Genomic DNA, 25,040 nt, shown 5'->3' with positions numbered 1-25,040 from the left:
CCCGATCAGGCGATCTTGAACCGCGCCACGGAGTGACGCAGTTCATCGGCCATCTGCGACAGTTCGCGCACCTGCTGGGCTGTGGTCCGAGTGCCCTCTCCGGTCTGTTCGGTCACGGCAAAAATGTGCTGGATGTTGTCGGCCACCTCGTTGGCCAGCGTGGCTTCCTTGGAGGCTGACGACGAGATCTGTTCGATCAGCTCGGCCAGTCGCTGCGACACGCGGTCGATCTCGGTCAGAGCAGTACCGGCGCTGTCGGACAGTCGAGCCCCTTCCACCACACCCTGGGTGGAGCGCTCCATGGCGGCCACGGCGTCCTGGGTGTCGGTCTGAATCGCCTTCACCAGCGCCGCGATCTGGCGCGTGGCGTCGGCCGAACGCTCAGCCAGACGCTGCACTTCTTCCGCCACCACCGAGAAGCCTCGACCGGCTTCACCGGCCGAGGCGGCCTGGATGGCGGCGTTCAGGGCCAGCACGTTGGTCTGCTCGGTAATGTCAGAGATCAGCTCGGTGATTTCACCGATCTCTTGCGAGGATTCGCCCAGTCGCTTGATGCGCTTGGAGGTTTCCTGGATCTGGTCACGGATGGCGTTCATGCCCCCGATGGCGTTCTGCACCGCTTGCAGACCTGAGTCGGCCGCCTGCAGCGATTGGCGAGCCACCGAGGCGGACTCTTGCGCCTGCGCCGACACACCATTGATGCGCGAGGCCATTTCAAGCACCGAGCGGCCGGTTTCACGGATCTCACGCAGTTGCTCGGTGGAGGCCGCCAGCAGCTCGGTCGAGGTGTTGTCCACCTGGGCCGTGGTCTGGGCCACGCGGGTGGCCGTGTTCTGCACGTTGCCCACCAGAACACGCAGCTCTTCCACCGTGTAGTTCACCGAGTCGGCGATGGCGCCGGTGATGTCTTCGGTCACCGTGGCTTCCTGGGTCAGATCGCCTTCGGCCACCGTCTGCAGTTCGTTCATGAGTCGCAGAATGGCGGCCTGGTTGGCGTCGTTGACGCGCTTGGCCTCTTGCTCCTGGCGTTGGGCTTCAAGCTGCTGCAACTCGGCAGCGGTCTGGCGGTTGCGGCTGTCCAGCAGCTGCACACGGGCCAACCCGAAAGCACAGATCAACACGAAGAACGAAGCCACCACCAGGGACAAGATGGAGGTCAGGCTCAGACCGGTCTGCGAGGACAGGCGACCCTGCAGGTCTTCCAGGCCCCGGCGCAGCGGCTCGGAGTCGTTGAGGATGGCGGACTGCGCCTCACGGGCCGACACCAGCCCTTGCAGGTTGCCCAGAATCGCACCGGCCTGGCTGCGGGTCTGGTCATAGACCTTGATCAGGCTTTCGAGCTGCTCGCGGGTCTGGGCGTCCTTGGAGGCCGCCAGACGCAGTTCCGGGCTGCCGTTGAGCAGGCCCTGGGCGATCTCGCGGAAGGAGTTCAAATCCTTGCCGAGCAGGAACACGGCTTCGGGGCTGACCCCTTCGGTGGTCTGGAACTCGTTGGCGGATTTGCCGATGCGCTGGGTCAGCATCACCAGTTGGCCGGCGGCCGAAATCTCGGACGCCGGTGCGTTCTGCTGCAGCTTGAGCGAGGAGATGGTTTCGGCGATCTCCAGCAGGTCGGCAGACTGGCGGTTGATGGTGCGCAGGGCCTCACCCACCTGGGTCAGGATCTTCTGCTGGCTCATCACCACGGATGCATTGCGTTCGGCACGCTCCATCAGCGGCATGACCTTGTCCAGGTCGGCCTTGAAATCGGTGCCCAGCGGATCCAGGCGCATCTGGTCATCACCATTGGTCAAGCCACGCACGGTCTTGACCAACACCCCCGCGCTCTCGACGACGTCAGGGAAAGCCTGCGGGCTGCCCACCAGGGCCTGTGATACCGACTTGGCCAGGCGCTGCGACTGCATCAGCGACTGCCCTGAGGCTGCAAGCTGCTGAGCCACCTTGTCCGCCTGGCTCAGCGCCACACCGGCAATGGCGGCCAGCACCAGCAAGGCCACCCCCAACAGAATGAACAGCACGCGCTGATGGCGTGCCACGGTGCCGCGCCCCAGCAGGGGCAACTCGATCTGCCCTTCGGTGGCATCCTTGATCTCGGATTCAGCCAGGCGCGTTTCGGCAAAGTTGACCTGGCGGTTGTCCAGTTCGGTTTCAGGGGCCAGAGAGTCGCCCAGTCCGCCGCCGTCCTGCCTCAGATCCTGCAGGGCGTCCGGGTGGCCGGGCAACTCATGCAGGGTGTCAGGCCCCGCCAGCCCCACCGCCACCGAGGACTCGGCCTCGGCCGGAGACTTCTTCTTGGCAAACAGCTTTCCGATTTGATCCGCAAATGACATGGAACGACCTTGATGGCTGAGGCACTCAGGCACTGATACTGAGGAACTGCGCAGACTGCGAGAGCGACAGGAGTTGGATCTCCTGCCAGGTCTCGCCTTGCGCATCGGTGTGGAGGGCACCGAAGAAGCCCGGGGCATCTTCGGCAGGGGGGGCGCTGGAAACAAAAGCGTCGGGGCTGCGCAATCCGGCAAGGCGGTCGACCACCAGGGCCACGTTCACGTCCAGGGCGGCATTGAGCGCCAGGAGGCTGCAATCGGCCAGGGCCAGCTCGGAGCGAGGACGCAAAGCAGGCGCTGTTGGCCAGACTTCGACCAGAAAAGCGGCCAGGTCGACCACGCCGGACAGACTGCCGCGCAGATTGGCCACCCCCCAAAACCAGGGCTGCGTGTAAGGCACCGGCTGCACCGGCGACCATGGAAAAATCTCGCCCGACTGGGCCAGGGGCATCAGGTAACGCCCTGCGCCGGCATGCACTGCCAGCCAGGCAATCGAGGGCCCTTCGGCTTGCGCAGCCTGAAGACGGGCGGCCAGGCGGCTTTGGAGTTCACGGAGAGCATCTCGATTGGCCATTGGGGGGGTCGCAGGTCTGGGCGATCAGTTCAGCGCGTTGATCTTGGCCTTGAGTTCGGCGGGATCGACCGGCTTGGTGATGTAACCCCGCGCGCCCTGTCGCAAGCCCCAGACCCGGTCGGTCTCCTGGTTCTTGCTGGTGCACATGATGATGGGCACATCGGCGTACTTGGGGTCCCGGCTGATCGAGCGCGTGAGCTGAAAGCCATTCTGGCCGGGCATCACGACATCCATCAGGATGAGGTCGGGCTTCTCTTCGGCCAGGCGCTTGAATGCTTCGTCAGCGTTTTCAGCGGTGCGGACCTGCATCCCGTTTTTCTGCAGCAGTTCAGACAGGAACATCAGCTCCGTCTTCGAGTCGTCAACGATCAGCACTTTGTGAATCGACATCACAACGCTCCTAGAGTCGGCATACCGAATTGCCGCACGGCCTGCAGCAATTGGTCCTTGGTGAAGGGTTTGGTGAGGTAATCCTGACAACCCACCATGCGTCCGCGCGCCTTGTCGAACACGCCATCCTTGGAGGACAGCATCACGACCGGCGTCGCCGCAAAGCGCTCATTGCGTTTGATGATGGCACAGGTCTGGTAGCCATCCAGCTTGGGCATCAGGATGTCACAGAAGATCAGCTGCGGCTCGTAGTCATTGACTTTGGCGAGCGCATCAAAGCCGTCGTCGGCCAGCAGAACGTCATGACCGCCCTGCTTGAGAAATATTTCAGCGCTGCGGCGGATGGTGTTGCTGTCGTCCACCACCAGCACTTTGAGACCTGAACTGTCAATGGACATCAGTGCGTTCCTCCTGTCGCCAGATCGACGCCAGCAAGGGAGTCACGGGTTCAGATCTGGACCATTTCAAAGTCTTCCTTGCGGGCTCCGCACTCAGGGCAGGTCCAGTTCATCGGAACCTTTTCCCAGGGGGTGCCTGGCTCGATGCCATGCTCGGGAGCACCGGTGGATTCGTCATAAATCCAGCCACAAATAAGACACATCCAAGTTTTGTTATCAGTCACAGCTTAAGGGGCCTTCGAATAGAATGCAATGATTGTATCGAGTCCCGCGGCCGCTTCTGCTACCCTGAGCAGACTGCCCATTTCCGGACTTCATGACCACCCTCACCTCCCCCCCCAGCGCCCCCGCGGCCAGCGACGAAGAGAGCACGCCGGCATGCGTGTTGGTGTTCAACGCCAGCGACCCCAGCGGGGCTGGCGGCCTCACGGCAGACATCACCACCATCGCCTCGGTTGGCGGGCACGCCTTGCCCGTGGTGACCGGCAGCTACATCCGCGATACCTCCGAAATCTTCGACCATGCCGCCTTCGATGACGAGGTCGTCACCGAGCAGGCGCGCACCATGCTCGAAGATGTGCCGGTGCAGGTGATCAAGGTAGGCTTTGTGGGCGACCCGGAGAACCTCAGCTCGATCGCCGAGATCAGCTCAGACTACCCCGACATCCCGGTGGTGGCCTACATGCCCAACCTGTCCTGGTGGCAGGAGGACAAGATCGACAGCTACCTGGACGCGTTTTCCGAACTGCTGTTGCCCCAGACCTCGGTGTTGGTTGGCAACCACAGTACCTTGTGGCGATGGCTGCTGCCCGACTGGAACAGTGACCGTTCCCCCACCGCCCGTGACATTGCCACTGCCGCCGCCAAACAAGGCGTGCCCTACACCCTGGTCACGGGCATCCCCCTGCCCGAGCAACATGTCGACAACGTGCTGGCCAGCCCGCAAAGCGTGCTGGGCCACGTGCAGTTCGAGTTGTTCGACGCCGTGTTCGCCGGTGCCGGCGACACTTTGTCGGCCGCGCTGGCCGCCCTGGTCGCCACCGGCATGGATCTGGGCGAAGCCACCAGCGAGGCCTTGAGCTACCTGGACCGATGTCTGGACGCGGGCTTCCGCCCCGGCATGGGCCATGTGATCCCCGACCGCCTGTTCTGGGCCCAGCCCGAAGAAGGTGAAGACGACAACGAAGACCCCGACGCCAGCGACACGCTGGCCGGGTTTGTGATTCCTCCCCATGACACTCAACACTGACCTGAACCTGCCCCTGTTCGAACGTGCCAAGCGCGTGATCCCCGGCGGCGTGAACTCGCCCGTGCGCGCCTTCCGCGCCGTGGGGGGCACGCCACGTTTTGTCCAACGGGCACAGGGCGCCTACTTCTGGGACGCCAACGACCAGCGCTTCATCGACTACATCGGCTCCTGGGGGCCGATGATCCTGGGCCATGGCCACCCAGCCGTGCTGGAAGCGGTACAAAAAGCAGCCCTGGAGGGCTTCTCGTTCGGCGCCCCCACCGAGCGCGAGGTTGAACTGGCCGAAGAAATCCTGAGCCTGGTGCCCTCGATGGACATGGTGCGCCTGGTCAGCTCGGGCACCGAAGCCGGCATGACCGCGATCCGCCTGGCCCGTGGCGCCACTGGCCGCAGCAAGCTGATCAAGTTCGAGGGCTGCTACCACGGCCACGCCGATGCCCTGCTCGTCAAGGCGGGCTCGGGGCTGGCCACCTTCGGCACCTCCACCAGCGCTGGCGTACCGCCCGAGGTGGTGCAGCACACCCTGGTGCTGGAGTACAACAACATCGAGCAGCTTGAACAGGCCTTTGCCGAGCACGGCAAGGAACTGGCCTGTGTGATGATCGAACCGATCGCAGGCAACATGAACTTCGTGCGTGCTTCAGTGCCCTTCATGAAGCGCTGCCGCGAGCTGTGCTCGGAACACGGCGCCCTGCTGATCCTCGACGAGGTGATGACCGGCTTCCGCGTGGCCCTGGGCAGTGCCCAGAGCGTCTATGCGCGGGCCATCCCCGGTTTTGAACCCGACATCACGGTGATGGGCAAGGTGATTGGCGGCGGCATGCCGCTGGCCGCTTTCGGCGCCCGCCGCGCCATCATGGAACACCTGGCTCCGCTGGGGGGCGTTTACCAGGCCGGCACCCTGTCGGGCAACCCGGTCGCCACCGCCTGTGGCCTGGCCACGCTGCGCGAGATCCGCCAACCCGGTTTCTTCGAGGCCCTGTCGGCCAGCACCCAGTCGCTGGTGGACGGGCTCAAGGCGGCCGCTGCCGCCGAGGGCGTCCCCTTCAGCGCCGACTGCCAGGGCGGCATGTTCGGCTTCTTCCTGATGCCGGAGTTGCCGCAGAACTACGCCACGGTCATGAAGACCGACAGCGCCCGCTTCAACCAGCTGTTCCACGGCCTGCTGGACCGCGGCGTGTACATCGCTCCGGCCCTGTATGAAGCCGGCTTTGTCAGCAGCGCCCACAGCGCCGACGACATCGCCCAGACCGTGGCCGCCGCCCGCGAGGTGTTCAAGACCCTGGCGGCCGCGAGCTGACCCCCTGATGCGCCGGGCCACCGCCCGGTGCGCCCAAAGCCCTTGTGCTTGCGCACCGCTGTGCTAAAAATGAAGCACTGACCGCGCCCTGCGGCCATGAAAAGAGGGCGTCATGAGCAACAACAAGCCGCTTCGCTTTTGGGAAGTCGATCTGCTGGAGTGGGCCAAGCAGACCCTGATCGACCTGTTCGTGCTGGCCCAGTTCACTTCAGTGTTCCTGTTTCTGACCCTGCCGGTGGTGATTCCAGGCCTGCTGATGTGGGGTTTCCAGATCCTGACCGGACGCCCCTGAGTTGAAACTCAAGTCGCAGTTCATCGACCTGCGACGCTTCATCACTTCCCACGGCCTGCCATTTCTTTGGCAGTATTGGCAGTCACTGCCAAACGACTGCCTGCCATGCCCCGCACCCGCCCCACGCTCCGCCCCACGGCGGCCCTGCCGAGCCAGGATGAGCTCAATGCCCTGTTGTCCTTCCTGGAGCACGACCATGCCCCGATGATGGTGCTTGACCCGGCCTACAACATCCTGGCTGCCAACACCGCCTACCGGCGCCAGTTCGGGGCAGCCGACCCCTCGCCCCTGGGGCGCAAGTGCTACGAGGTCTCACACCACTACGACGTGCCCTGCGACCAGGCGGGCGAGCACTGCCCCATGCGCCACGCGCTGGAGCGGCGGCGTGCCGACCGCGTGCTGCATGTGCACCACACCCCGCGCGGGCTGGAGCATGTCGACGTCGAACTGCGCCCCATCCAGGACCGCCAAGGCCAGGTGATTGCCTTTGTCGAGCGCTTGTCCACGCTGCGCAGCGCCTCGCCCCAGGTGCGGGCCGACGGCCTGGTCGGGCATTCGAGCGCCTTCACCCAGGCGTTGGCCGCCTTGCAGCGCGTGGCGCCCTCGAACCTGCCGGTGCTGCTGCTGGGCGAGTCTGGCACGGGCAAGGAATTGTTCGCCCGGGCGCTGCATGAGGCCAGCGAACGCGCCCATGGTCCCTTCGTGACCGTGGACTGCTCGGGCTTCACCGAGACGCTGTTCGAAAGCGAGCTGTTCGGCTACGAGAAAGGGGCCTTCACCGGTGCAAGCAGCCGCAAGAAAGGCCTGGTCGAGACGGCCACCGGGGGCACGCTCTTCCTCGACGAGATGGGCGACGTTCCGTTGAGCATGCAGGTCAAGCTGCTGCGCCTGATCGAGTCGGGCACCTTCCGGCGGGTGGGCGGCATCGAGACCCTGCGTGCCGATTTCCGCCTGGTGGCAGCCACCCACAAGCCCCTGGCACGCATGGTCGAGCAGGGGCAGTTCCGGCAGGATCTGTATTACCGCATCAACGCATTTCCGGTGCACCTGCCCGCGTTGCGCGAGCGGGCCGACGACATTCCGCTGCTGGTGGACTCCATCCTGGCGCGCAGCCAGTCCGGCAGCCTGCGTTATCGGGTCGATGCCGAGGCCATGCGCTGCATGCAGCACTACGCCTGGCCGGGCAACATCCGCGAACTGCGCAACGTGATCGACCGGGCGCGCCTGTTTGCCGACGATGGCGTGATCGGACTGGCCCAGTTGCCGCCGGACACCCTGCAGTCCGACGCCCGCGGCGGCCCAGCGGTGGCCACGGCGCCACCGCCTCCGCTGACCACCGACCGGCTCCAGACACCCGACGCATTGCGCGAACTGGCCACCCGCTTCCAGGGCAGCCGCAAGGCACTTGCGCGCCAACTCGGCCTGAGCGAGCGCACCCTCTACCGGCGCCTGAAGGACCTCGGGCTGGCCGGCAGGCCGTGATCAGCGCGGCACCAGGAAGGCCGACTTCTCCGACACATGGGCCTCGCCCCCCTCGGCACCGATCGAGAAATAAACGGTGTGCGAACCTGCCGGGGCCGAGCCATAGGGCACCTGCAGGCGCACGGGCACCCAGCGCGATTCGGCCGGCCCCACCTCGACCAACACCTCCGAGGCCACCTTCAGGCCCTCCAGGCCCGTGGCGCCCAGCCGGTAGGTCTGCGGCTTTTCGGTGGCGTTCATGATCTGCAGCCGGTACACGTTCTCCAGCATGCCGCCCGGGGCAATCCGCGACAGCGCCGCGCGGTCGCGCACCACATCCACGCGCAAGGGCGTGCGCAGCACCAGGTGGGAGAACAGCGCCACGGTCAGCGCGAGCAGCACGGTGGCATACACCAGCACCCGGGGGCGCATCACATGGCGCAGGATCTGTGCGCGCGTCCAGCCGTTGCGCACCGCGTTCTGGGTGGAGTAGCGCACCAGGCCGCGCGGGTAATTGAGCTTGTCCATCACCGTGTCGCACACATCGGCACAGGCGCCGCAACCGATGCACTCGTATTGCAGCCCCTTGCGGATGTCGATGCCGGTGGGGCAGACCTGCACGCACAACTCGCAATCCACGCAAGCCCCGAGCTTCAGCGCCGCCGGGTCGGCCTTGCGCGAGCGCTTGCCGCGCGGCTCGCCGCGCGCTTCGTCGTAGGTGACGATCAGGGTGTCCTTGTCGAACATGGCGCTCTGGAAGCGGGCATAGGGGCACATGTATTTGCACACCTGCTCGCGCATGAAGCCGGCGTTGCCATAGGTGGCAAAGCCGTAGAACAGCACCCAGAAGGTCTCCCAGGGGCCCAGTGAGTTGGTCCAGACCTCCAGGCCCAGCGTGCGCACGGGCGTGAAATAGCCGACAAAGGTGAAGCCCGTCCACACGGCCACGGCCAGCCAGACCCCGTGCTTGCCGCCGCGCCGCCAAAGCTTGTTGAGCGACATGGGGGCCTCGTCCAGGCGGATGCGGGCCATGCGGTCTCCCTCGAAGCGCCGCTCGATCCACAGGAAGATCTCGGTGTACACCGTCTGGGGGCAGGCATAGCCGCACCACAGGCGACCGGCGACGGCCGTGAACAGAAACAGCGACAGGGCCGAGATCACCAGCAAGCCGGTCAGGTAGATGAAATCCTGCGGGTAAAGGACGATGCCGAACAGGTAGAAGCGCCGCGCTCCCAAGTCAAACAGCACCGCCTGACGCTGGCCCCACTCCAGCCAGGGCAAGCCATAAAAGAAGATCTGCGTGAGGAACACCAGGCCCCAGCGCCAGCGAGCAAACAGGCCACTGACCGAGCGCGGATGGATCTTTTTGGTGGCGGCGTACAGGAACACCTCGGCGTCTTCCGGCGGTGCCGCAACGATGGGAATGACTTTGTTCGTGGAGGAAGGCGTGGAATCCATGGCAACCCGGTTCAGTGAGGCGCTCCTCCGCAGGCGGGATGCCACGCGGATGAGCCGACACGCGCCCGGGGACATCCCGGGCACTCAGATCAAGGCTTCCTAAGGGCAGTTTTCATGCCAGCCCATTCGCGCAGGAAATGTTCTTTAAATACAGGGGCTTATGCGCAGAACACCTGATCACCTCGAATTCTGACAGCCATTCCACTGCCAAATATCCGCCACTTCAGTGCCATAACACTGCCAATTCACTGCCACACGAGGTCGGTGGTCTGAAGCATTGAGCCGACCTGTTGCATCCATGGCATATTGAAAATAATCATTTTTAACATCTATCATATGAAAATAGATTAAATGATTCATTTGGACGTCAAAGAATTACAAAATGCTTGTTGAATTTCATATTTAGTATATATTTCAAATAAATAGACACACTCAACGCTTGGCACCACCCCACCGAGGCCGTTGCATCCCCCAAGGTTGATCCCCCATGGCACACGTCTGCAGTCCAGAACAGTCCCCCACGCAGCCCCTGACTGCTGCCGACCTGAATGCCCTGCAATCCCTGCACACGCATTTGAGGCAGCACTGCCCCGACGCATTTCGGGTTGCGGCCCGCCACCTGCTGCAAGAACCTGTCAGTCAGGCGCACTGGCCTGATGACGCGTCCGAGGGCCAACTGGAGCAACTGCAGGCAGCCTATTTCGCCAACCTCACCGAAGGCCCCTACGGAGAGGGTTATCGACAAAGCCGGGACCAGATGGGCCAGGCCATGGCCCGCCTGGACCTGCCCCCGAGCTGGCTGACCGAGGCCTACCGGCATTACCTGCAGACGGTGCTGCCCTGCCTGGTGCAGGCGCATGCCGGCCAACCCGACCAGTTGCTGGACCAGGTGCTGGCCCTGAGCAAGGCGCTGATGCATGACATGGGTCTGGCCACCGACGCACTGCAGCGCCACCGGCGACGGAACGCACCCCGTCTTGACAATTACGGCACGGCCTTTGCCGGGCTGCCCTGCGGCACCCTGGTGCTGACCCCGGACCTGACGGTCGTTTTCGCCAACCCGGCAGTCGAAGCCCTGTTGAATCTGCCCGCTGGCAGCCTGCACGGGCGTGCGCTGCACGAATGGCTGGACGTGACACGCCTGATCCCACTGGCCGAACAGGTCTTCCATCAGAACCTGGCCAGCGAGACCCTGACCCTGTGCCGCAGTGGGCACCCCGAGGCCCTGGCCATCCCGGTGCGTGCCACGACACGCCTTCTGCGCGATGCCCTCCACGGAGGAGAGCCCCACCTGCTGCTGGTATTGGAAGACCTGCGCCAGCAGACCCGCCTGACGCGCGACCTGCTCAATGCCCAGGCTGTGGCCAGCGTCGGCACCTGGCAGATTGACCTGGCCACCGATGTGATGCTGCTCAGCCCCCAGGCCTGCAGCATCCTGAACTGGCCCGAAGACCGGGTCTGCACCTTCCGCAGCCTGATGGAGCACATCCATGACGAAGATCGCGAAGGCGTGGAAAAGGCCTGGCAGGCCGCGCTGGAAGGGGCCCCTTTCCGAGTGGAGCACCGCCTCAAGATGGGCCAGGGGCTGCGCTGGATCGAGGCGCGTGGCCGCCTCGAATACGACGCCCAAGGCCGGCCACTGAAAGGCCATGGGACCCTGCTTGATACCTCTGAGCGCCACCTGGCGGCCGAACACCTGCAACGCCTGGCGCTTTACGACGTGCTGACCGGACTGCCCAATCGAACCCATGGCCTGGTGCTGGCACAGCAGATGCTGGACCGCTGCGAGCGCGCGGGCCGGCAACTGGCCTTGCTGTTCCTGGACCTGGACCGCCTGCAGGAGACCAACGACATCCTGGGGCACGCCATGGGCGACCAGGTGTTGCGCGAGGTGGCGCACCGCTGTCAGGCCCTGCTGTGCAAGGACCAGTTGCTGGCCCGCATTGGTGGTGATGAGTTCATGGTGGCCTGTGAAATCGACAGCCTGGAAGACGCCCAGCACATCAGTCGCAACCTGATGCACACCCTGGCCCAGCCCATCGGCGCAGCCGCCCCCCCGGTCGAGGTGGGCGTGAGCATCGGTATGGCGCTGTTCCCCAGCCAGGGCGCCACTGTCGAGGAATTGCTCAAACATGCGGATCTGGCCATGTTCAAGGCCAAGGCCCTGGGCGGTGGCCATTGCCAGTTGTACGAGCAGCAGATGAGTGAAAAACTGCATCGCCGCAACACCCTGGCCACACGCCTTGCCAAGGCCTTGAACAGTGGCGGCCTGCACCTGCACTACCAGCCCAAGATCGACCTGAACAGCGGCCGGCTGATCGGCCTGGAAGCCCTGGCCCGCTGGAACGACCCCGAGCTGGGGTCAATCAGCCCCGGTGAATTCATCCCGGTGGCAGAGGAACGGGGACTGATTACTCAGCTGGGGGACTGGGCCCTGCGCGAAGCCAGCCGCCAATGGGCGGCATGGCACGCACCGGCCCTGGCCGCGCCGCCCCCGATTGCGGTGAACGTGTCGGCCGCCCAGCTCAGCGATGAATCTTTCCCGCTCCGGGCCACCCAATTGGTACGCGCCGCCGGCGCCCGTCCTGAAGCGATCGAGCTGGAGATCACCGAGACCGCGATGACACTGGACCCTGAACGTGCCCGACGCGTGGCCGGCCAACTGGTGGCCGCAGGCTTCAACCTGACGCTCGACGATTTCGGCACAGGCTATGCCTCGATGGCGCAATTGAAGAACTTCCCGGTGGGCAAGCTGAAGATCGACATGAGCTTCGTGCACGACATGCTGCGCGCCCCGGCCGACCAGGCCATCGTGACGGCCGTCATCAGCATGGCACGGGCTCTGCGTCTGCGCACCGTGGCGGAAGGGGTGGAAACCCCTGAACAGGCCCAAACCCTGCTGGCACTCGGCTGCGATGAGGCCCAGGGCTACCACTACGCCCCGGCGCTGCCGCCCCGGCTGCTGGCAGCAGATTGGCTGCCCTAGCCATCCGGCCAGCACGGGTCAAAATCATCAGTACCAGCATTTATTTCAGAAAAACCAGCACGATGCCTCACTGACCCTGAGCTTTACCGGATCTGCCATGGCCCGGCACCGGCCTGGGTCATGCTTCTCCTGCAAAATGTTTGGTTACGTTGAGCGCCGTCAGCTCCATCGGGGATGGGCCTGGGCGCGCGACGCCTGCCTGCCAACCGGATGCCTGCCCCATGTGGATCGTCAATATTGCGCTGCGCCGACCTTACACGTTCATCGTGATGGCCCTGCTGATCGTGCTGGCCACGCCCCTGGCGCTGGTGCGCATGGCCACCGACATCTTTCCGGAAATCAACATTCCGGTGATCAGCATCATCTGGAACTACACCGGTCTGTCAGCCCAAGAGGTGGGCACCCGCATCACCAACGTCAATGAACGCTCGCTGACCACCACGGTCAACGACATTGAGCACATCGAGTCGCAGTCGCTGGCCGGCATTGCGGTGATCAAGGTGTTCTTCCAGCCCGACGCCAACATCCAGACCGCGCTGGCTCAGGTGACCTCCTCGGTGCAAGCCATCGTGCGGCAGATGCCGCCGGGTATCACGCCACCGCTGGTGATCAAGTATTCGGCCTCCAGCATCCCGGTGATCCAATTGGGCCTGGCCAGCCCGTCCATGTCGGAGCAGGGCCTGTTCGACGCCGCCGTCAACTTTCTGCGGCCGCGCCTGATCACCATCCCGGGCGCCGCCGTGCCCTTCCCCTACGGCGGCAAGAACCGGGTGGTCTCCGTGGACCTGAACACCCTGGCCCTGCAGGCCAAGGGCCTGACCCCCTCGGACGTGGTGAACGCCATCAATGCGCAGAACCTGATCCTGCCCGGCGGCACCGCCAAGCTGGGTGACACCGAATACACCGTGGCCATGAATGGCTCGCCAGCCAATCTGGAGGGCCTGAACGCCCTGCCCATCCGCTCCAGCAACGGCACCACCATCACCCTCAGCGACGTGGCCAATGTGCGCGACGGTTTCACCCCCCAGACCAACATCGCACGCCAGGACGGCAACCGTGGCGTGCTGCTGTCGGTGCTGAAGAATGGCAGTTCGTCCACCCTGGAGATCGTCACCAAACTGCGCGAACTGCTGCCCTCGGTGGCCCAGACCCTGCCGCCCGACCTGAAAATCACCCCCCTGTTCGACCAATCGCTGTTCGTGAAGGCCGCCATCAGCGGCGTGATCCACGAAGCGCTGATCGCCGCCTGCCTGACCGCGGCCATGATCCTGCTGTTCCTGGGCAACTGGCGCAGCACCTGCATCATTGCCGTGTCGATCCCGCTGTCGGTGCTGTCGGCCATCCTGATGCTCTACGCGCTGGGCGAGACCATCAACCTCATGACCCTGGGTGGTCTGGCGCTGGCGGTGGGTATTCTGGTGGACGACGCCACCGTGACCATCGAAAACATCGAGCGCCATCTGCACCTGGGCACACCACTGGAGCAGGCCATTCTGGAGGGGGCTGGCGAGATCGCCGTGCCGGCCTTCGTCTCCACCCTGTGCATCTGCATCGTGTTCGTACCCATGTTCTTTCTGACCGGTGTCGCCCGCTACCTGTTCGTGCCGCTGGCCGAATCGGTGGTGTTCGCGATGATGGCCTCCTATGTGCTGTCGCGCACCCTGGTGCCCACCCTGGTCAAGCTGCTGATGCGCAACGCCCCGCCCGTGGACGACAGCCGGCCCGGCTTTTTCCGCCGCATCTACCTGCGCTTTGACGCCGGCTTCGAAAACCTGCGCGGCGTCTATGTGGTGATCCTGAGCGGCCTGCTGACGCGCCGAGCCAGCTTCATCACCGCTTTCCTGGTGTTCTGCATCGCGTCCTGCGGGCTGTATGGCGTGCTGGGGCGCGACTTTTTCCCGAGCGTGGATGCCGGCCTGATCCGCCTGCACTTCCGTGCCCCCACCGGCACCCGCATCGAAGAGACGGCCCGCCTGGCCGACCGCATCGAGAACGCGGTGCGCGAACTGATCCCGCCCGAAGAGCTGGAGACCATTCTCGACAACCTGGGCCTGCCCTACAGCGGCATCAACCTGTCCTACAGCAATGCCGGCACCATCGGCACATTGGACGGCGAAGTCCAGATCGCGCTGCGCCATGGCCATGGCCCCACCGACGAACACGTCAAGCGCCTGCGCGCCGAACTGCCCAAGCGCTTCCCGGGCGTGGAGATCTTCTTCCAGCCGGCCGACATCATCACCCAGATCCTCAACTTCGGTCAGCCCGCGGCCATCGACGTGCAGTTCAGCGGCGCCAACATCGCCGAGAACTACCGCCTGGCCAGTGTGTTGCAGAGCAAGGTGCGGCAGATTGATGGCGCCGTGGATGTGCACATCCAGCAGCGCATCAACCAGCCGACCAAAAAGCTCGACATCGACCGCGCCCAGCTGCAGCAGTTGGGCCTGAACGCCAACAACGTGGCGCAAAACCTGCTGGTCTCGCTGTCGGGCAGCTTCCAGACCGCACCGGCCTTCTGGCTGAACCCGGCCAACGGCGTGGTCTACAGCATTGCGGTACAGACCCCGCAATACCAGGTCGACTCGCTGGACAACCTGCTGCAGATCCCGGTGGGCGTGCCCATCACCAACAGCGTGCCCACGGGCAGCACCGCCCTCGTGCAGCCCCCGGCCCAGCTGATGAGCAACCTGGTCACCGTGCGCCCCACCCGTGAGCAGACCGTGGTGTCACGCTACAACATCCAGCCCGTGGTGGATGTGTTCGTGAGCGTGTCCGGGCGTGACCTGGGCAGCGTGGCCGGCGAGGTTCAGAAGGTCATCGACAGCATGAAGGCCGACCTGCCCCGCGGCACCAACGTGAAGATGCGTGGCCAGGTCGAGACCATGCAGAGCTCTTACCTCGGCCTGGGCGTGGGCCTGATCATGGCCATCGTGCTGGTGTACCTGCTGATCGTGGTCAACTTCCAGTCCTGGGTCGACCCCTTCATCATCATCACCGCCCTGCCGGCCGCCCTGGGCGGCATTGCGTGGATGCTGTTCCTGACCGCCACCACGCTCAGCGTGCCCGCGCTCACCGGGGCCATCATGACCATGGGCGTGGCCACGGCCAACAGCATTCTGATGATCTCATTTGCCCGCGAGCGCCTGTTGGACGGCGCGCCGCCCCTGTCGGCCGCACTCGAAGCCGGCACCACCCGCCTGCGCCCGGTGCTGATGACCGCCCTGGCCATGATCATCGGCATGCTGCCCATGGCCGTGGGCCTGGGCGAAGGCGGCGAACAGAACGCGCCACTGGGCCGCGCCACCATTGGTGGCCTGTTGTTTGCCACCGTCTCCACCCTGTTCTTCGTGCCGGTGGTGTTTGCCGCCGTGCACCGCGCGCTGGAGCATCGGGCCGCCCGGCGCCCGCAGCCCGTCCCGACCCCCGCCCAAGGAAATGCCTGACATGAGCCACGCACAGCGACACTCTTCCATCGGAATCCATGGCCTGCATCAGCATGAAGGGGCCCACAACATCAAGCGCATCCGGCTGCTGCGACGCGCCCGCTGGGCCGCCCTGGGCGTGCTGCTGGTGCTCGGTGCAGGCGCGGCCCTGGTGATGACCGAGCGCGCGGCCCAGGCCAAGGCCCTGGCGGCCAGCACCCAGGAGAACGCCCAGGTGCACGTGTATGTGGTCTCGCCACGGCCCGGCCGGGGCCAGCAGACACTGCAACTGCCAGGCAGCCTGCAGGGCTACATCGAGACCCCGATCTATGCGCGCAGCAGCGGCTATGTCAAACAGTGGTTCAAGGACATCGGCGCGCGCGTGAGCAAGGGTGACCTGCTGGCCGAAATCGCCACTGGCGAAATCGAGCAGCAACTGGCCGAAGCCCGGGCCAACCGGGCCCAGGTGCAATCCAACCTGCAACTGGCGCGCACCTCGTTCGAGCGCTGGCAGGGCTTGCGCGCCCGCGATGCCGTGTCGCAGCAGGAACTCGACGAGCGCCAGAACACACTGAAGCTGGTACAGGCCAACCTGGCCGCCAGCGAGGCGGTGGTGCAAAGGCTGGAGCTGCAGCTGTCTTACAACCGCATCGTGGCGCCCTTCAGTGGCGTGGTCACCAAGCGCAACATCGATGTGGGCAGCCTGGTGGACGCTGGCAACGGCGGCGCCCCGAAGCTGCTGTTCACGCTGTCGCAGACCGATGTGCTGCGCTTGTACGTGTCGGCACCGCAAAGCTTTGCGCCGCGCATCAAGACTGGCCAGGAAGCCCAGGTCACCCTGTCCGAGCTGCCCGGCCAGACCTTCACCGGCAAGGTGGTGCGCACCGCCGGCGCCATCGACCCGGCCACCCGCACCCTGCAGGTCGAGGTCAACCTGCCCAACCCCGAGGGCAAGCTGCTGCCGGGCTCGTACGTGCAGGTGGCCCTGCAGGCCGCCGGCGCTGACAAGCCCGTGCTGACCGTGCCCAACAACGGCCTGCTGTTCCGCCCGGAAGGCACGCTGGTGGCCACCGTGGTGGACGGCAAGGTGCAACTCAAGAAGGTGGCACTGGGCCGTGACCTGGGCGTGCGCATCGAGATCCAGAACGGCCTGTCGCCCCAAGACAAGCTGATCATCAACCCGCCCGACTCGCTGGCCGAAGGCGATGCGGTGGTGGCCAGTGAGGCGCCGGTGCCGGCCAACAACAAGGAAGGTGCCAAGGAAGGCGGCAAAGAGGGCGCCAAGCCCGAAGCCCAGCCGAGCAAGGCCGAGCGGAGCGCCTCATGAACGCCCCCGCGCTGCACCGCCTGGCGCGGCACGGCGCCTGGCTGGGCCTGGCCCTGCTGGGCGGCTGCTCGGCCGTGGGGCCCGACTACGTGCGCCCCGACACCGTGGCCCCGGCCCACTGGCAGGCCGAAGCCGGCTGGCAGGCCGGCCAACCGCGAGACGACGAACTCAAAGGCCCCTGGTGGCTGCTGTACGCCGACCCCACGCTGCAGGGCCTGATCGATACCGCCCTGAAGCAGAACAACACCCTGGCCCTGGCCCAGTCGCGCCTGGACCAGGCCCGGGCCCAGACCGATTCGGCCCTGGGTGCCCTGCTGCCCCGGGTGGGCCTGCAGGCCGGAACCTCGCGTTTTCGAACCTCGGCCAACCGGCCGCTGAGCAGCTACACCAGCGCCAACAGTTCGGTGGAGCAGACCGACTACCAGACCGCGCTGACCGTGAGCTATGAGGTGGACCTGGCCGGCCGGGTACGGCGCCAATTGGAAAACGCCCGCGCCGCCCAGGCCCAGTCGGGCGCCGATTTTGAAAACACCCGCCTGGTGCTGACCGCGCAACTGGCCAGCAACTACCTGGCCCTGCGCGGGCTGGACGCCGAAATCGAGGTGCTGAACCAGACCCTCAAGGCGCAGCGCCAGACGCTGGATTTCATCGCCACCCGGCACGATCTGGGCACCGCCTCCGGCATCGATCTGGAGCAGCAACAGGGCCTGGTCTCGGGCACCGAAGCCCAGTTGCAAGGCCTGCGCGACAGCCGGGCCCGTTTCGAGCACGCGATTGCCACGCTCACCGGCCAGCCGGCCCCCAGCTTTCAACTGGCCGCCGACACCCGGCTGCCCGAGCCGCCGCAGTTGCCCCTGGGCACACCGGCCTCGCTGCTGGAGCGCCGCCCCGACATCGCCAGCGCCGAGCGCGCCATGGCAGCGGCCAATGCCCAGGTCGGCATCGCCACCAGCGCCTACTACCCCAGCCTGACCCTGAACAGCCTCTATGGCGACGACAGCAACGGCTTCAGCAAGCTGTTCTCGGCCCCCAGCCTGCTGTGGTCGCTGGGCCTGAGCGCCACACAGACCCTGTTTGACGGCGGCCGCACCACCGCGGCGGTGAACGTGGCCAAGGCCGGCTACCAGCAGGCCAGTGCCAGCTACCGCCAGACCGTGCTGCAGGCGTTCCAGGAAGTGCAGGACAGCCTGAGCACCCAGGCCGCGCTGCGCGAAGCCCAACGCTCGCTGCAGCAGGCCGTGAAAAGCGCCGGCAAGGTGCTGGAGCTGTCGCAGGCCCGCTACCGGGCTGGTGCCTCCAGCCTGCTGGAGGTTGTGCTGGCCCAGCAGACCCTGCTGGGCTACCAGCGCCAGCAGGTGCAGAACCAGAGCCAGCAGTTGCTGACCTCGGTGCAACTGATCAAGGCCCTGGGCGGCGGCTGGAAAGCCACCGACACCACGTTGGGCCAGGCCAGCCCGGCCCGCGTGGCTCAGGACTGAAAGCGCGGCGCTCGTTTCTCGACAAAGGCCCGCACCGCCTCAAAATGGTCTTCGGTGGTGTGGGCGAGGGCCTGGTAGGCGGCTGAGAGCTCCAGCAGCGACTCCAGCGAACTGCGCTCGCCCTCGCGCAGCAGGCGCTTGGTCATGCGCAGCACGCCGCCCGGGTTGGCGGCAATCTTGCCGGCCAGGGTGCGGGCCGCCGCCATCAGCTGACCGGCCGGCACCACGCGCGAGACCAGGCCGCAGGCCAGGGCCTCGGCCGCATCGATGGCCTCGCCCGTGAACGCCATCTCGGAGGCCTTGGACAGGCCCACCACCCGCGGCAACAGCCAGGCGCCGCCATCGCCGGGCACGATGCCCACGCGCACAAAGCTTTCGGCAAAGGTGGCGCCTTCGGCGGCGATGCGCATGTCGCACATGCAGCACAGGTCCAGCCCGGCGCCGACGGCGGGCCCGTTGATGGCCGCAATCACCGGCACATCGAGCTGATAGAGCGCGCGCGGCAGGCGCTGGATGCCCTGGCGGTACTCCTCGCGGATCGCATCGGGCGAAGGTCGCTCGCGCTCGTAGCGCTGCATGTCCTTGACGTTGCCGCCCGAGCTGAACACCGGGCCTTCGCCGGTCAGGATCACCACCCGCACGCTGGGGTCGCGGCGCACCTCATCGCAGGCCTGCACGAACTCGGCCACCGCGGTGTTGCCGGTCAGTGCGTTGCGCGTGGCCGGCTGACTCATGGTGAGGATCAGGATCGCGCCGTCGCGCTCGGATTTCAGGAAAGGGGTCGGGTGGGTCATGGAAAACTCCGTCAGGGCTCAGGCGGGAAGGGATTCGGTGTCGGTGAGCTGGCGCAACAGGTCGAGGGCCAGACCTTCGTGCCCGTTCACGAGGGCCTCGCCCAGCACACCCTGCCAATGCGATTCGCTGCCCCCGGCCTGACGCCAGGCGTGCAGGCGGCGGGTGTGAAGCTGCAGGTCGAACTCGGCGGTGAAGCCGATGGCGCCATGGATCGAGTGGCCCAACGCTGCCACCTCAGGGGCGGCCTCGCTGCAACGGGCTTTGGCCACGGCGGCCCGCAGCAGGTCAGGCGCCTGCACCGGGCCCTGGCAGCCCAGACGGGCCGCCATGCGCGAGGCAAACACCAACTCAGCCATCACGCTGAGCTGGTGCTGGATGGCCTGGAACTTGCCAATCGGGCGGCCGAACTGCTGGCGCTCATTGGCGTGCTGCAGGCTGCGCTCGAACACCGCCCTCATGGCGCCAGCCATCTGGGCCGCATACAGCACGGCCTGCAGCTCGCGCAGCGGCGGCAGGGCCCCGGGCCAGGCGGGCGTGGCCAGCCAGAAGGCCCGTGGCCAGCTCAGCGTGGCCTCCTGGGCCAGCCCGGTGGCTTCCACCCGGGCCTCGGCCACCGGCAGCAAGGCACAGCGATCGAGGTGGCGCAGCAGCACATGGCTGGCCACGCGGGCACTGGGCACGCTGGTGCAGATCAGGCGCTCCCCGTCATCCAGCGCCTGGGCGGCCAGCGTGAGGGGCCCCTCGGGCCGGGCCAGGCCGGCCTGGGCCAACAGGCCGCGCGCCAGCAGGGTTTCGCCCAGCGGCACGGGCAGCGCGAACTCACCACACAGGGCCAGCAGGCTGAAAGCCTGGCCCAGATCCAGGCCGGCCCCGCCCTGCGTCTCGGGCAACAGGGCATCGACAAAGCCCGAATCCTGCAAGGTCTGCCACAGGGCCAGGTGCGGACCACCGGCCTCGATGGCGCGCACCACGGGCGGGCCTGCATGGTCGGTCAGCAGGGTGCGCAGCGAGGCGGCGAAAAGGTCTTGCTCGTCGTTCATCAACCAGCCTTTCTCGATGGGGTTGTCAGCGGGCTCATCAACGCAGGCCCAGGCCGCGCGCGATCATGCCGCGCAGGATGTCGCGCGTGCCGCCACGCAGCGAGTACGAAGGCGCCACCTGGATCACGTAGTTCAGGGTGTGCAGCAGGCCGAACGGCACGGGCTGGCCCTCGGCCAGGCGGGTCCCCAGGTCGTCAGCCAGTGCCGCCGGGATCAGCTGCTCGACACCAGTGCCCAGGTCTTTGACCAGGGCCGACTCGACCACCGGGCTCTCGCCCCGTGCCAGACGCCCGGTGACCGCCACCGACATGGCCCGCAGCGGCGCCAGTTGGGCCAGCACCCGCCCGGCCAGCCGCAGGGCCGCAGCATTGCGCTGTGGGTGGGTAGCGGCGTCCTGGCGCACAAAGGCCAGCCACTCGTCAAACAGCACGATGCTGGAGTACAGGCGCTCGGGCCCGCTGCGCTCAAAGGCCAGCTCGGCCGTCACCTGGGCCCAACCCTGGCCCTCGGCCCCGATCAGGGCCTCGGGCGCCAGCGCCACGTCGTCAAAAAAGACCTCGCAGAAATGGCGGTCACCGGATTGGTCGGTGATGGGCCGCACGGTCACCCCGGGCAGCGACAGGTCGACGATGAACTGCGACAGGCCCTGCTGGCGGTCGCCCGCCTCGCCGGAGCTGCGCACCAGCGCGATCATGTAATGGCAGTGGTGCGCATTGGTGGTCCAGATCTTCTGGCCATTCAGGCGCCAGCCCATGTCGGTGCGGGTGGCGCGGGTGCGCACGCTGGCCAGGTCGGAGCCAGCCCCGGGCTCGCTCATGCCGATGCAGAAGAAGGCCTCGCCCCGGCAGATGGCGGGCAGGTACTGGCGCTTTTGCGCCTCGCTGCCGTACTTGAGGATCAGCGGGCCGCTCTGGCGGTCGGCAATCCAGTGCGAGCCCACGGGCGCGCCGGCATTGAGGAACTCCTCGACCAGCACGTAGCGGGCATAGGGGCTGCGCCCGCCGCCGCCATAAGCGGTGGGCAGGGTGATGCCCAGCCAGCCCTGTGCGCCCAGTGCCCGGCTGAAGGCCGGGTCGTAACCCGACCAGGAACGCGCCCGGGTGACCCCGGGCACACCTTGCAGGGCCTCGGCCAGAAAGGCCCGCACGGGGGCGCGCAGGGCCTCGTCCTCGGCGGGGATGGGGGTCAGGTCCAGTGAGTCGAGGGCACTCATTCAGCTTCCTTGTGAGAGGGCGGGTATCCGCCGATGAAACTCATGCCAGCACCCCTTGCCGGGTCAGGCGATCGAGTTCGGCTTCACCCAGGCCCAGGCGCTCGGCCAGCACGGCGCGGGTGTGCTGGCCCAGGGTGGGCGGGGCCTGGCGGTATTGCACCGGGGTGTCGGACAAGCGGATGGGGCTGGCTACCAAGGGGATGTCCCCCTCGGCCACCGGGTGCGGCAGGTGGGTGATCACGCCGCGCGACTGCAGTTGGGGGTCGGCAAACACCTGGGCCATGTTGTTGATGGGGCCGCAGGGCACACCGGCAGCCTCCAGGCGAGCCACCCAGTCGGCCGTGGTGTGCATCACCGTGCACTGGCGCAGCAGCGGGATCAGCGTGGCGCGGTGGGCCAGGCGGGCGCTGTTGCTCGCGTAGCGCGGGTCTTGCGCCCACTCGGGGTGACCGGCCTCGGCACAGAAGCGGGCAAACTGGCTGTCGTTGCCAATGGCCAGGATCATGTCGCCGTCGGCGGTCGGAAAGTCCTGGTAGGGCACGGTGTTGGGGTGGGCGTTGCCCATGCGTTGTGGCACCTGGCCGCTGTAGAGGTAGTTCATGCCCTGGTTGGCCAGGCAGGCCACCTGCACATCGAGCAGGGCCAGGTCAATGTGCTGGCCGCGCCCGGTCTGATCCCGGGCCCGCAGGGCGGCCAGCACCGCGGTGCTGGCGTACAGGCCGGTGAGGATGTCGGTCAGCGCCACACCCACCTTCAACGGCCCGGCCCCGGGCTGCCCCTCGGGCTGGCCGGTGACGCTCATCAAGCCCCCCATGCCCTGCATGAGGAAGTCGTAGCCCGCCCGCGCGGCATAGGGCCCGGTCTGGCCAAAGCCGGTGATCGAGCAATACACCAGCCGCGGGTTGAGCGCACACAGGGTCTCGGCGTCCAGGCCATAGGCACTCAGGCCGCCGACCTTGAAGTTCTCGATCAGCACGTCGCTGTCCTGGGCCAGGCGCCGGATGATGTCCTGCCCGGCAGGCTGGGTCAGATCCACTGCGATGGAGCGCTTGTTGCGGTTGGCGCACAGGTAATAGGCCGATTCGTGGCTGGCTTGACCCTGTGGGTCTTTCAGGAAGGGAGGGCCCCACAGGCGGGTGTCGTCACCGAAGCCCGGGCGTTCGACCTTGATCACCTCAGCCCCCAGGTCGCCCAGGGTCTGACTGGCCCAGGGGCCCGCCAGCACGCGCGACAGGTCGAGCACGCGCAGGCCGGCCAGCGCCATCACTGGGGCCCTGTCCGCCGGGGCGGCCGAAGGCAAGGCGCCCGCACTCATTACAGCTCCACCCGGGCCTTCTGGGCAATGCGCTTCCAGAGCTGGATCTCGCTGGCCTGGAAGGCGCGCATCTCGTCGGGGCCACCCGACATCACCTCGGCCCCCAGGCGCTCGTAGAACTCGCGGGTTTCGGGGAGGCCCTCGATGCGGGTGAACCAGGCGGCCAGGCGGTCGACCTCGGTGCGCGGCGTCTTGGCCGAGACCATGGCCGCGACCCAGGTGTAGGCGCTGAAGCCGGCCAGGCCGGCCTCGGTGGCGGTCGGAATCTGGGGCAAGGCCGGCACGCGGCGCTCGGACGCCACGGCCAGCGCCTTGAGCTTGCCGCCCTTGATCAGCTCCTGGGCGCTGGTGGTTTCGGCAAAGGCAAACTGCACCGTGCCGCCCACCACCGCCGTCACGGCTTCACCAGCGCCCTTGAAAGGCACATGGTGCGTCTGCACGCGGGCGGCATCGTTGAACAGCTCGGCCATCAGCTGATAGCCCGCCGAGCCAGCGCCGTAGTTGAGCGCATCGGGGCGGGCCCGGGCGGCGTTGATCAGATCGCCCAGGCTCTGCTGTTCGGCCTGGCCAGGGACCACCAGCAAGGCGGGCGAGCGCATCAGCATGGACAGGGGAGCGAAGTCAGCCACCGGGTCGTAGGGCAGCGACTTGAACAGTGCGGCATTGACGGCCAGGGTGGAGTTGCTGCCGACGAACACCGTGCTGCCATCGGCCGGGGCGGCCAGCACGGCGCGCACGGCGATGAAGCCATTGCCGCCCGCCCGGTTTTCAACCACCACGGGCTGGCCACTGAGCTCGGTGAGCTTGCGGGCAAAGTAGCGCGCCGAGGTGTCGGTGCCGCTGCCGGGCGGAAACGGCACCACGAAGCGGATGGGGCGGTTGGCGGCATCGGGCAGGGGCGTCTGCGCCTTCACCACAGGCGCGCTGAGCGTCAGGCAGGCGCCCACCAGGGCCAGGCCCAGGGCGAACAGGGTTTTGCGTTGCATGGGGGGTCTCCAGTTCAACGGGGCCGGTGGCGGTGACTCAGTCGAGGGCGGCGCCGGTCTGACGCACCACCTCGGTCCAACGGCGGATCTCGCTGTCGATGTAGGCGCCGTACTCGGCCGGGGTCGAGCCCAGGGGTTCGGCGCCCTGCTGGGCCAGCTTGGCGCGCACATCGGCGCTGGCCAGGGCCTTGAGCACCTCGGCGTTGAGCCGGTTCACGATTTCGGGCGGGGTGCGCGCCGGCAACAGCAGGCCCTGCCAGGCACCGGCCTCGAAACCGGGGGCCACGGTCTCGTTGAGGGTGGGCACCTCGGGCAGCACGCTGGTGCGCTTGAGGCTGGTGACGGCCAGCGCACGCAGGCGCTTGTCGCGGATGAAGGGCAAGGCCGAGTTGACGGTGTCGGTCATGAACTGCAGCTGCCCGCCCACCAGATCGGTGAGGGCCGGCGCGCTGCCCTTGTAGGGCGCGTGGGTGGCCTGCAGGCCCTGCCCTTTGAGCAACAGGAAGGCGCCCAGGTGGGTGATGTTGCCGTTGCCCGCCGAGCCGAAGGTGAGCCGCTCGCCCTGGGCCCGGGCGTACGCCAGGAACTCGGCCGGCGTGTGGACGGGCAGCGAGGGGTGCACCACCAGCACCAGCGGAATCACCGCCGTGAGGGCCACCGGCGCAAAGTCGGTGCGCACGTCGTAGCTGAGCTTCTTGTACAGCGCCGGGCTGAGCGCCACGGCCGAGGTGTTGTAGAACAGGGTGTAGCCATCGGCCGGGGCGCGGGCCACCATCTCGGCCGCGATGTTGCCGTTGGCGCCCGGGCGGTTGTCGACCAGCACCGACTGCCCCAACTGCTCACCGAGCTTCTGCGCCAGCACGCGGGCCACCAGATCGGTCGGGCCGCCGGGCGGGAAGGCCAGCACGAGGCGCAGCGGCTTGTCGGGGTAGCGGGCCGCCGGTGCGGCCGGCTGGGCAAGGCACAACGGGGCCAGCAGCGCCAGTGCCAGGCTGGCGCACACGCGGCGCGAAAAGGGGCTGAAGATCATGC

Annotated in this window: 20 protein-coding genes; 8 read left to right on the top strand and 12 right to left on the bottom strand. The window is 66.7% G+C overall.

Annotated elements, in window-relative coordinates; all coding sequences use genetic code 11:
* Window positions 1-5: 5 nt before the first annotated feature.
* The 5 genes from AC07VS_RS01875 to AC07VS_RS01855 are packed head-to-tail and all read right to left on the bottom strand — an operon-like array spanning window position 6 to window position 3,913.
* Window positions 6-2,330: a methyl-accepting chemotaxis protein gene (locus tag AC07VS_RS01875; protein WP_494656686.1), complete on the bottom strand. Its 2,325-nt coding sequence runs from the start codon at window positions 2,328-2,330 to the stop codon at window positions 6-8.
* 25 nt (window positions 2,331-2,355) lie between these two features.
* Window positions 2,356-2,901: a chemotaxis protein CheW gene (locus tag AC07VS_RS01870; RefSeq protein ID WP_492347115.1), complete on the bottom strand. Its 546-nt coding sequence runs from the start codon at window positions 2,899-2,901 to the stop codon at window positions 2,356-2,358.
* Window positions 2,902-2,925: 24 nt separating this feature from the next.
* The gene (locus AC07VS_RS01865) at window positions 2,926-3,291 is read right to left on the bottom strand and encodes a response regulator (RefSeq protein ID WP_492347116.1); all 366 of its coding nucleotides are present in this window, start codon (window positions 3,289-3,291) and stop codon (window positions 2,926-2,928) included.
* The gene (locus AC07VS_RS01860) at window positions 3,291-3,689 is read right to left on the bottom strand and encodes a response regulator (RefSeq protein ID WP_019577131.1); all 399 of its coding nucleotides are present in this window, start codon (window positions 3,687-3,689) and stop codon (window positions 3,291-3,293) included. The genes AC07VS_RS01865 and AC07VS_RS01860 overlap by 1 nt, the downstream gene beginning before the upstream one ends.
* A gap of 50 nt (window positions 3,690-3,739) precedes the next feature.
* Window positions 3,740-3,913, bottom strand: a complete 174-nt coding sequence (locus AC07VS_RS01855; protein ID WP_084461699.1) for a rubredoxin — start codon at window positions 3,911-3,913, stop codon at window positions 3,740-3,742.
* 92 nt (window positions 3,914-4,005) lie between these two features.
* On the opposite strand from AC07VS_RS01855, the gene thiD reads away from it, so the two are divergent.
* The 4 genes from thiD (at window position 4,006) to AC07VS_RS01835 (ending at window position 8,012) form a co-directional block, all read left to right on the top strand.
* On the top strand, window positions 4,006-4,938 hold the full coding sequence (gene thiD / locus AC07VS_RS01850) for a bifunctional hydroxymethylpyrimidine kinase/phosphomethylpyrimidine kinase (RefSeq protein ID WP_492347118.1): 933 nt from the start codon (window positions 4,006-4,008) through the stop codon (window positions 4,936-4,938).
* The gene (gene hemL, locus AC07VS_RS01845) at window positions 4,922-6,238 is read left to right on the top strand and encodes a glutamate-1-semialdehyde 2,1-aminomutase (protein ID WP_492347119.1); all 1,317 of its coding nucleotides are present in this window, start codon (window positions 4,922-4,924) and stop codon (window positions 6,236-6,238) included. The genes thiD and hemL overlap by 17 nt, the downstream gene beginning before the upstream one ends.
* Window positions 6,239-6,350: 112 nt before the next feature.
* Complete coding sequence (locus AC07VS_RS01840; RefSeq protein WP_019577134.1) at window positions 6,351-6,530, top strand: hypothetical protein; 180 nt, start codon at window positions 6,351-6,353, stop codon at window positions 6,528-6,530.
* 105 nt (window positions 6,531-6,635) lie between these two features.
* Entirely contained in the window at window positions 6,636-8,012 is a 1,377-nt protein-coding gene (locus AC07VS_RS01835; RefSeq protein ID WP_494750070.1) for a sigma-54 interaction domain-containing protein, read from the top strand.
* On the opposite strand, the gene ccoG is transcribed toward AC07VS_RS01835, so the two are convergent.
* Window positions 8,013-9,449, bottom strand: coding sequence for a cytochrome c oxidase accessory protein CcoG (gene ccoG / locus AC07VS_RS01830; RefSeq protein ID WP_492347121.1), 1,437 nt, complete (start codon window positions 9,447-9,449; stop codon window positions 8,013-8,015).
* Window positions 9,450-9,936: 487 nt separating this feature from the next.
* On the opposite strand from ccoG, the gene AC07VS_RS01825 reads away from it, so the two are divergent.
* The 4 genes from AC07VS_RS01825 (at window position 9,937) to AC07VS_RS01810 (ending at window position 18,659) form a co-directional block, all read left to right on the top strand.
* Window positions 9,937-12,435, top strand: a complete 2,499-nt coding sequence (locus AC07VS_RS01825) for an EAL domain-containing protein (protein ID WP_494750069.1) — start codon at window positions 9,937-9,939, stop codon at window positions 12,433-12,435.
* 221 nt (window positions 12,436-12,656) lie between these two features.
* Window positions 12,657-15,875: an efflux RND transporter permease subunit gene (locus AC07VS_RS01820; protein WP_494750068.1), complete on the top strand. Its 3,219-nt coding sequence runs from the start codon at window positions 12,657-12,659 to the stop codon at window positions 15,873-15,875.
* Window positions 15,868-17,181, top strand: a complete 1,314-nt coding sequence (locus AC07VS_RS01815; RefSeq protein WP_494750067.1) for an efflux RND transporter periplasmic adaptor subunit — start codon at window positions 15,868-15,870, stop codon at window positions 17,179-17,181. The genes AC07VS_RS01820 and AC07VS_RS01815 overlap by 8 nt, the downstream gene beginning before the upstream one ends.
* Complete coding sequence (locus tag AC07VS_RS01810; protein WP_494750066.1) at window positions 17,178-18,659, top strand: efflux transporter outer membrane subunit; 1,482 nt, start codon at window positions 17,178-17,180, stop codon at window positions 18,657-18,659. The genes AC07VS_RS01815 and AC07VS_RS01810 overlap by 4 nt, the downstream gene beginning before the upstream one ends.
* Here AC07VS_RS01810 and AC07VS_RS01805 read toward each other — a convergent pair.
* From AC07VS_RS01805 to AC07VS_RS01780, 6 genes are read right to left on the bottom strand one after another with little or no spacing between them, the layout of a single operon-like run.
* Window positions 18,650-19,453, bottom strand: a complete 804-nt coding sequence (locus AC07VS_RS01805) for a crotonase/enoyl-CoA hydratase family protein (protein ID WP_494750065.1) — start codon at window positions 19,451-19,453, stop codon at window positions 18,650-18,652. The genes AC07VS_RS01810 and AC07VS_RS01805 overlap by 10 nt on opposite strands.
* A gap of 18 nt (window positions 19,454-19,471) precedes the next feature.
* Entirely contained in the window at window positions 19,472-20,494 is a 1,023-nt protein-coding gene (locus AC07VS_RS01800) for an acyl-CoA dehydrogenase family protein (RefSeq protein ID WP_494750064.1), read from the bottom strand.
* 37 nt (window positions 20,495-20,531) lie between these two features.
* On the bottom strand, window positions 20,532-21,707 hold the full coding sequence (locus AC07VS_RS01795) for an acyl-CoA dehydrogenase family protein (protein WP_494750063.1): 1,176 nt from the start codon (window positions 21,705-21,707) through the stop codon (window positions 20,532-20,534).
* A 40-nt stretch (window positions 21,708-21,747) separates the two neighbouring features.
* Window positions 21,748-23,022, bottom strand: a complete 1,275-nt coding sequence (locus AC07VS_RS01790; protein ID WP_494656675.1) for a CaiB/BaiF CoA transferase family protein — start codon at window positions 23,020-23,022, stop codon at window positions 21,748-21,750.
* A complete protein-coding gene (locus AC07VS_RS01785; RefSeq protein WP_494750062.1) occupies window positions 23,022-24,008 on the bottom strand; it encodes a Bug family tripartite tricarboxylate transporter substrate binding protein in 987 nt (328 codons plus the stop codon). Before AC07VS_RS01785 ends, AC07VS_RS01790 begins: the two co-directional genes overlap by 1 nt.
* 37 nt (window positions 24,009-24,045) lie before the next feature.
* Window positions 24,046-25,038 carry a tripartite tricarboxylate transporter substrate binding protein gene (locus AC07VS_RS01780; RefSeq protein WP_494750061.1) on the bottom strand — a complete coding sequence of 331 codons (993 nt, stop codon included), beginning with the start codon at window positions 25,036-25,038 and terminating at the stop codon, window positions 24,046-24,048.
* Window positions 25,039-25,040: the final 2 nt, after the last annotated feature.

This window comes from Curvibacter sp. GW821-FHT01G03, assembly GCF_059422285.1.
This window is presented reverse-complemented; position numbering and strand designations above follow the sequence as displayed.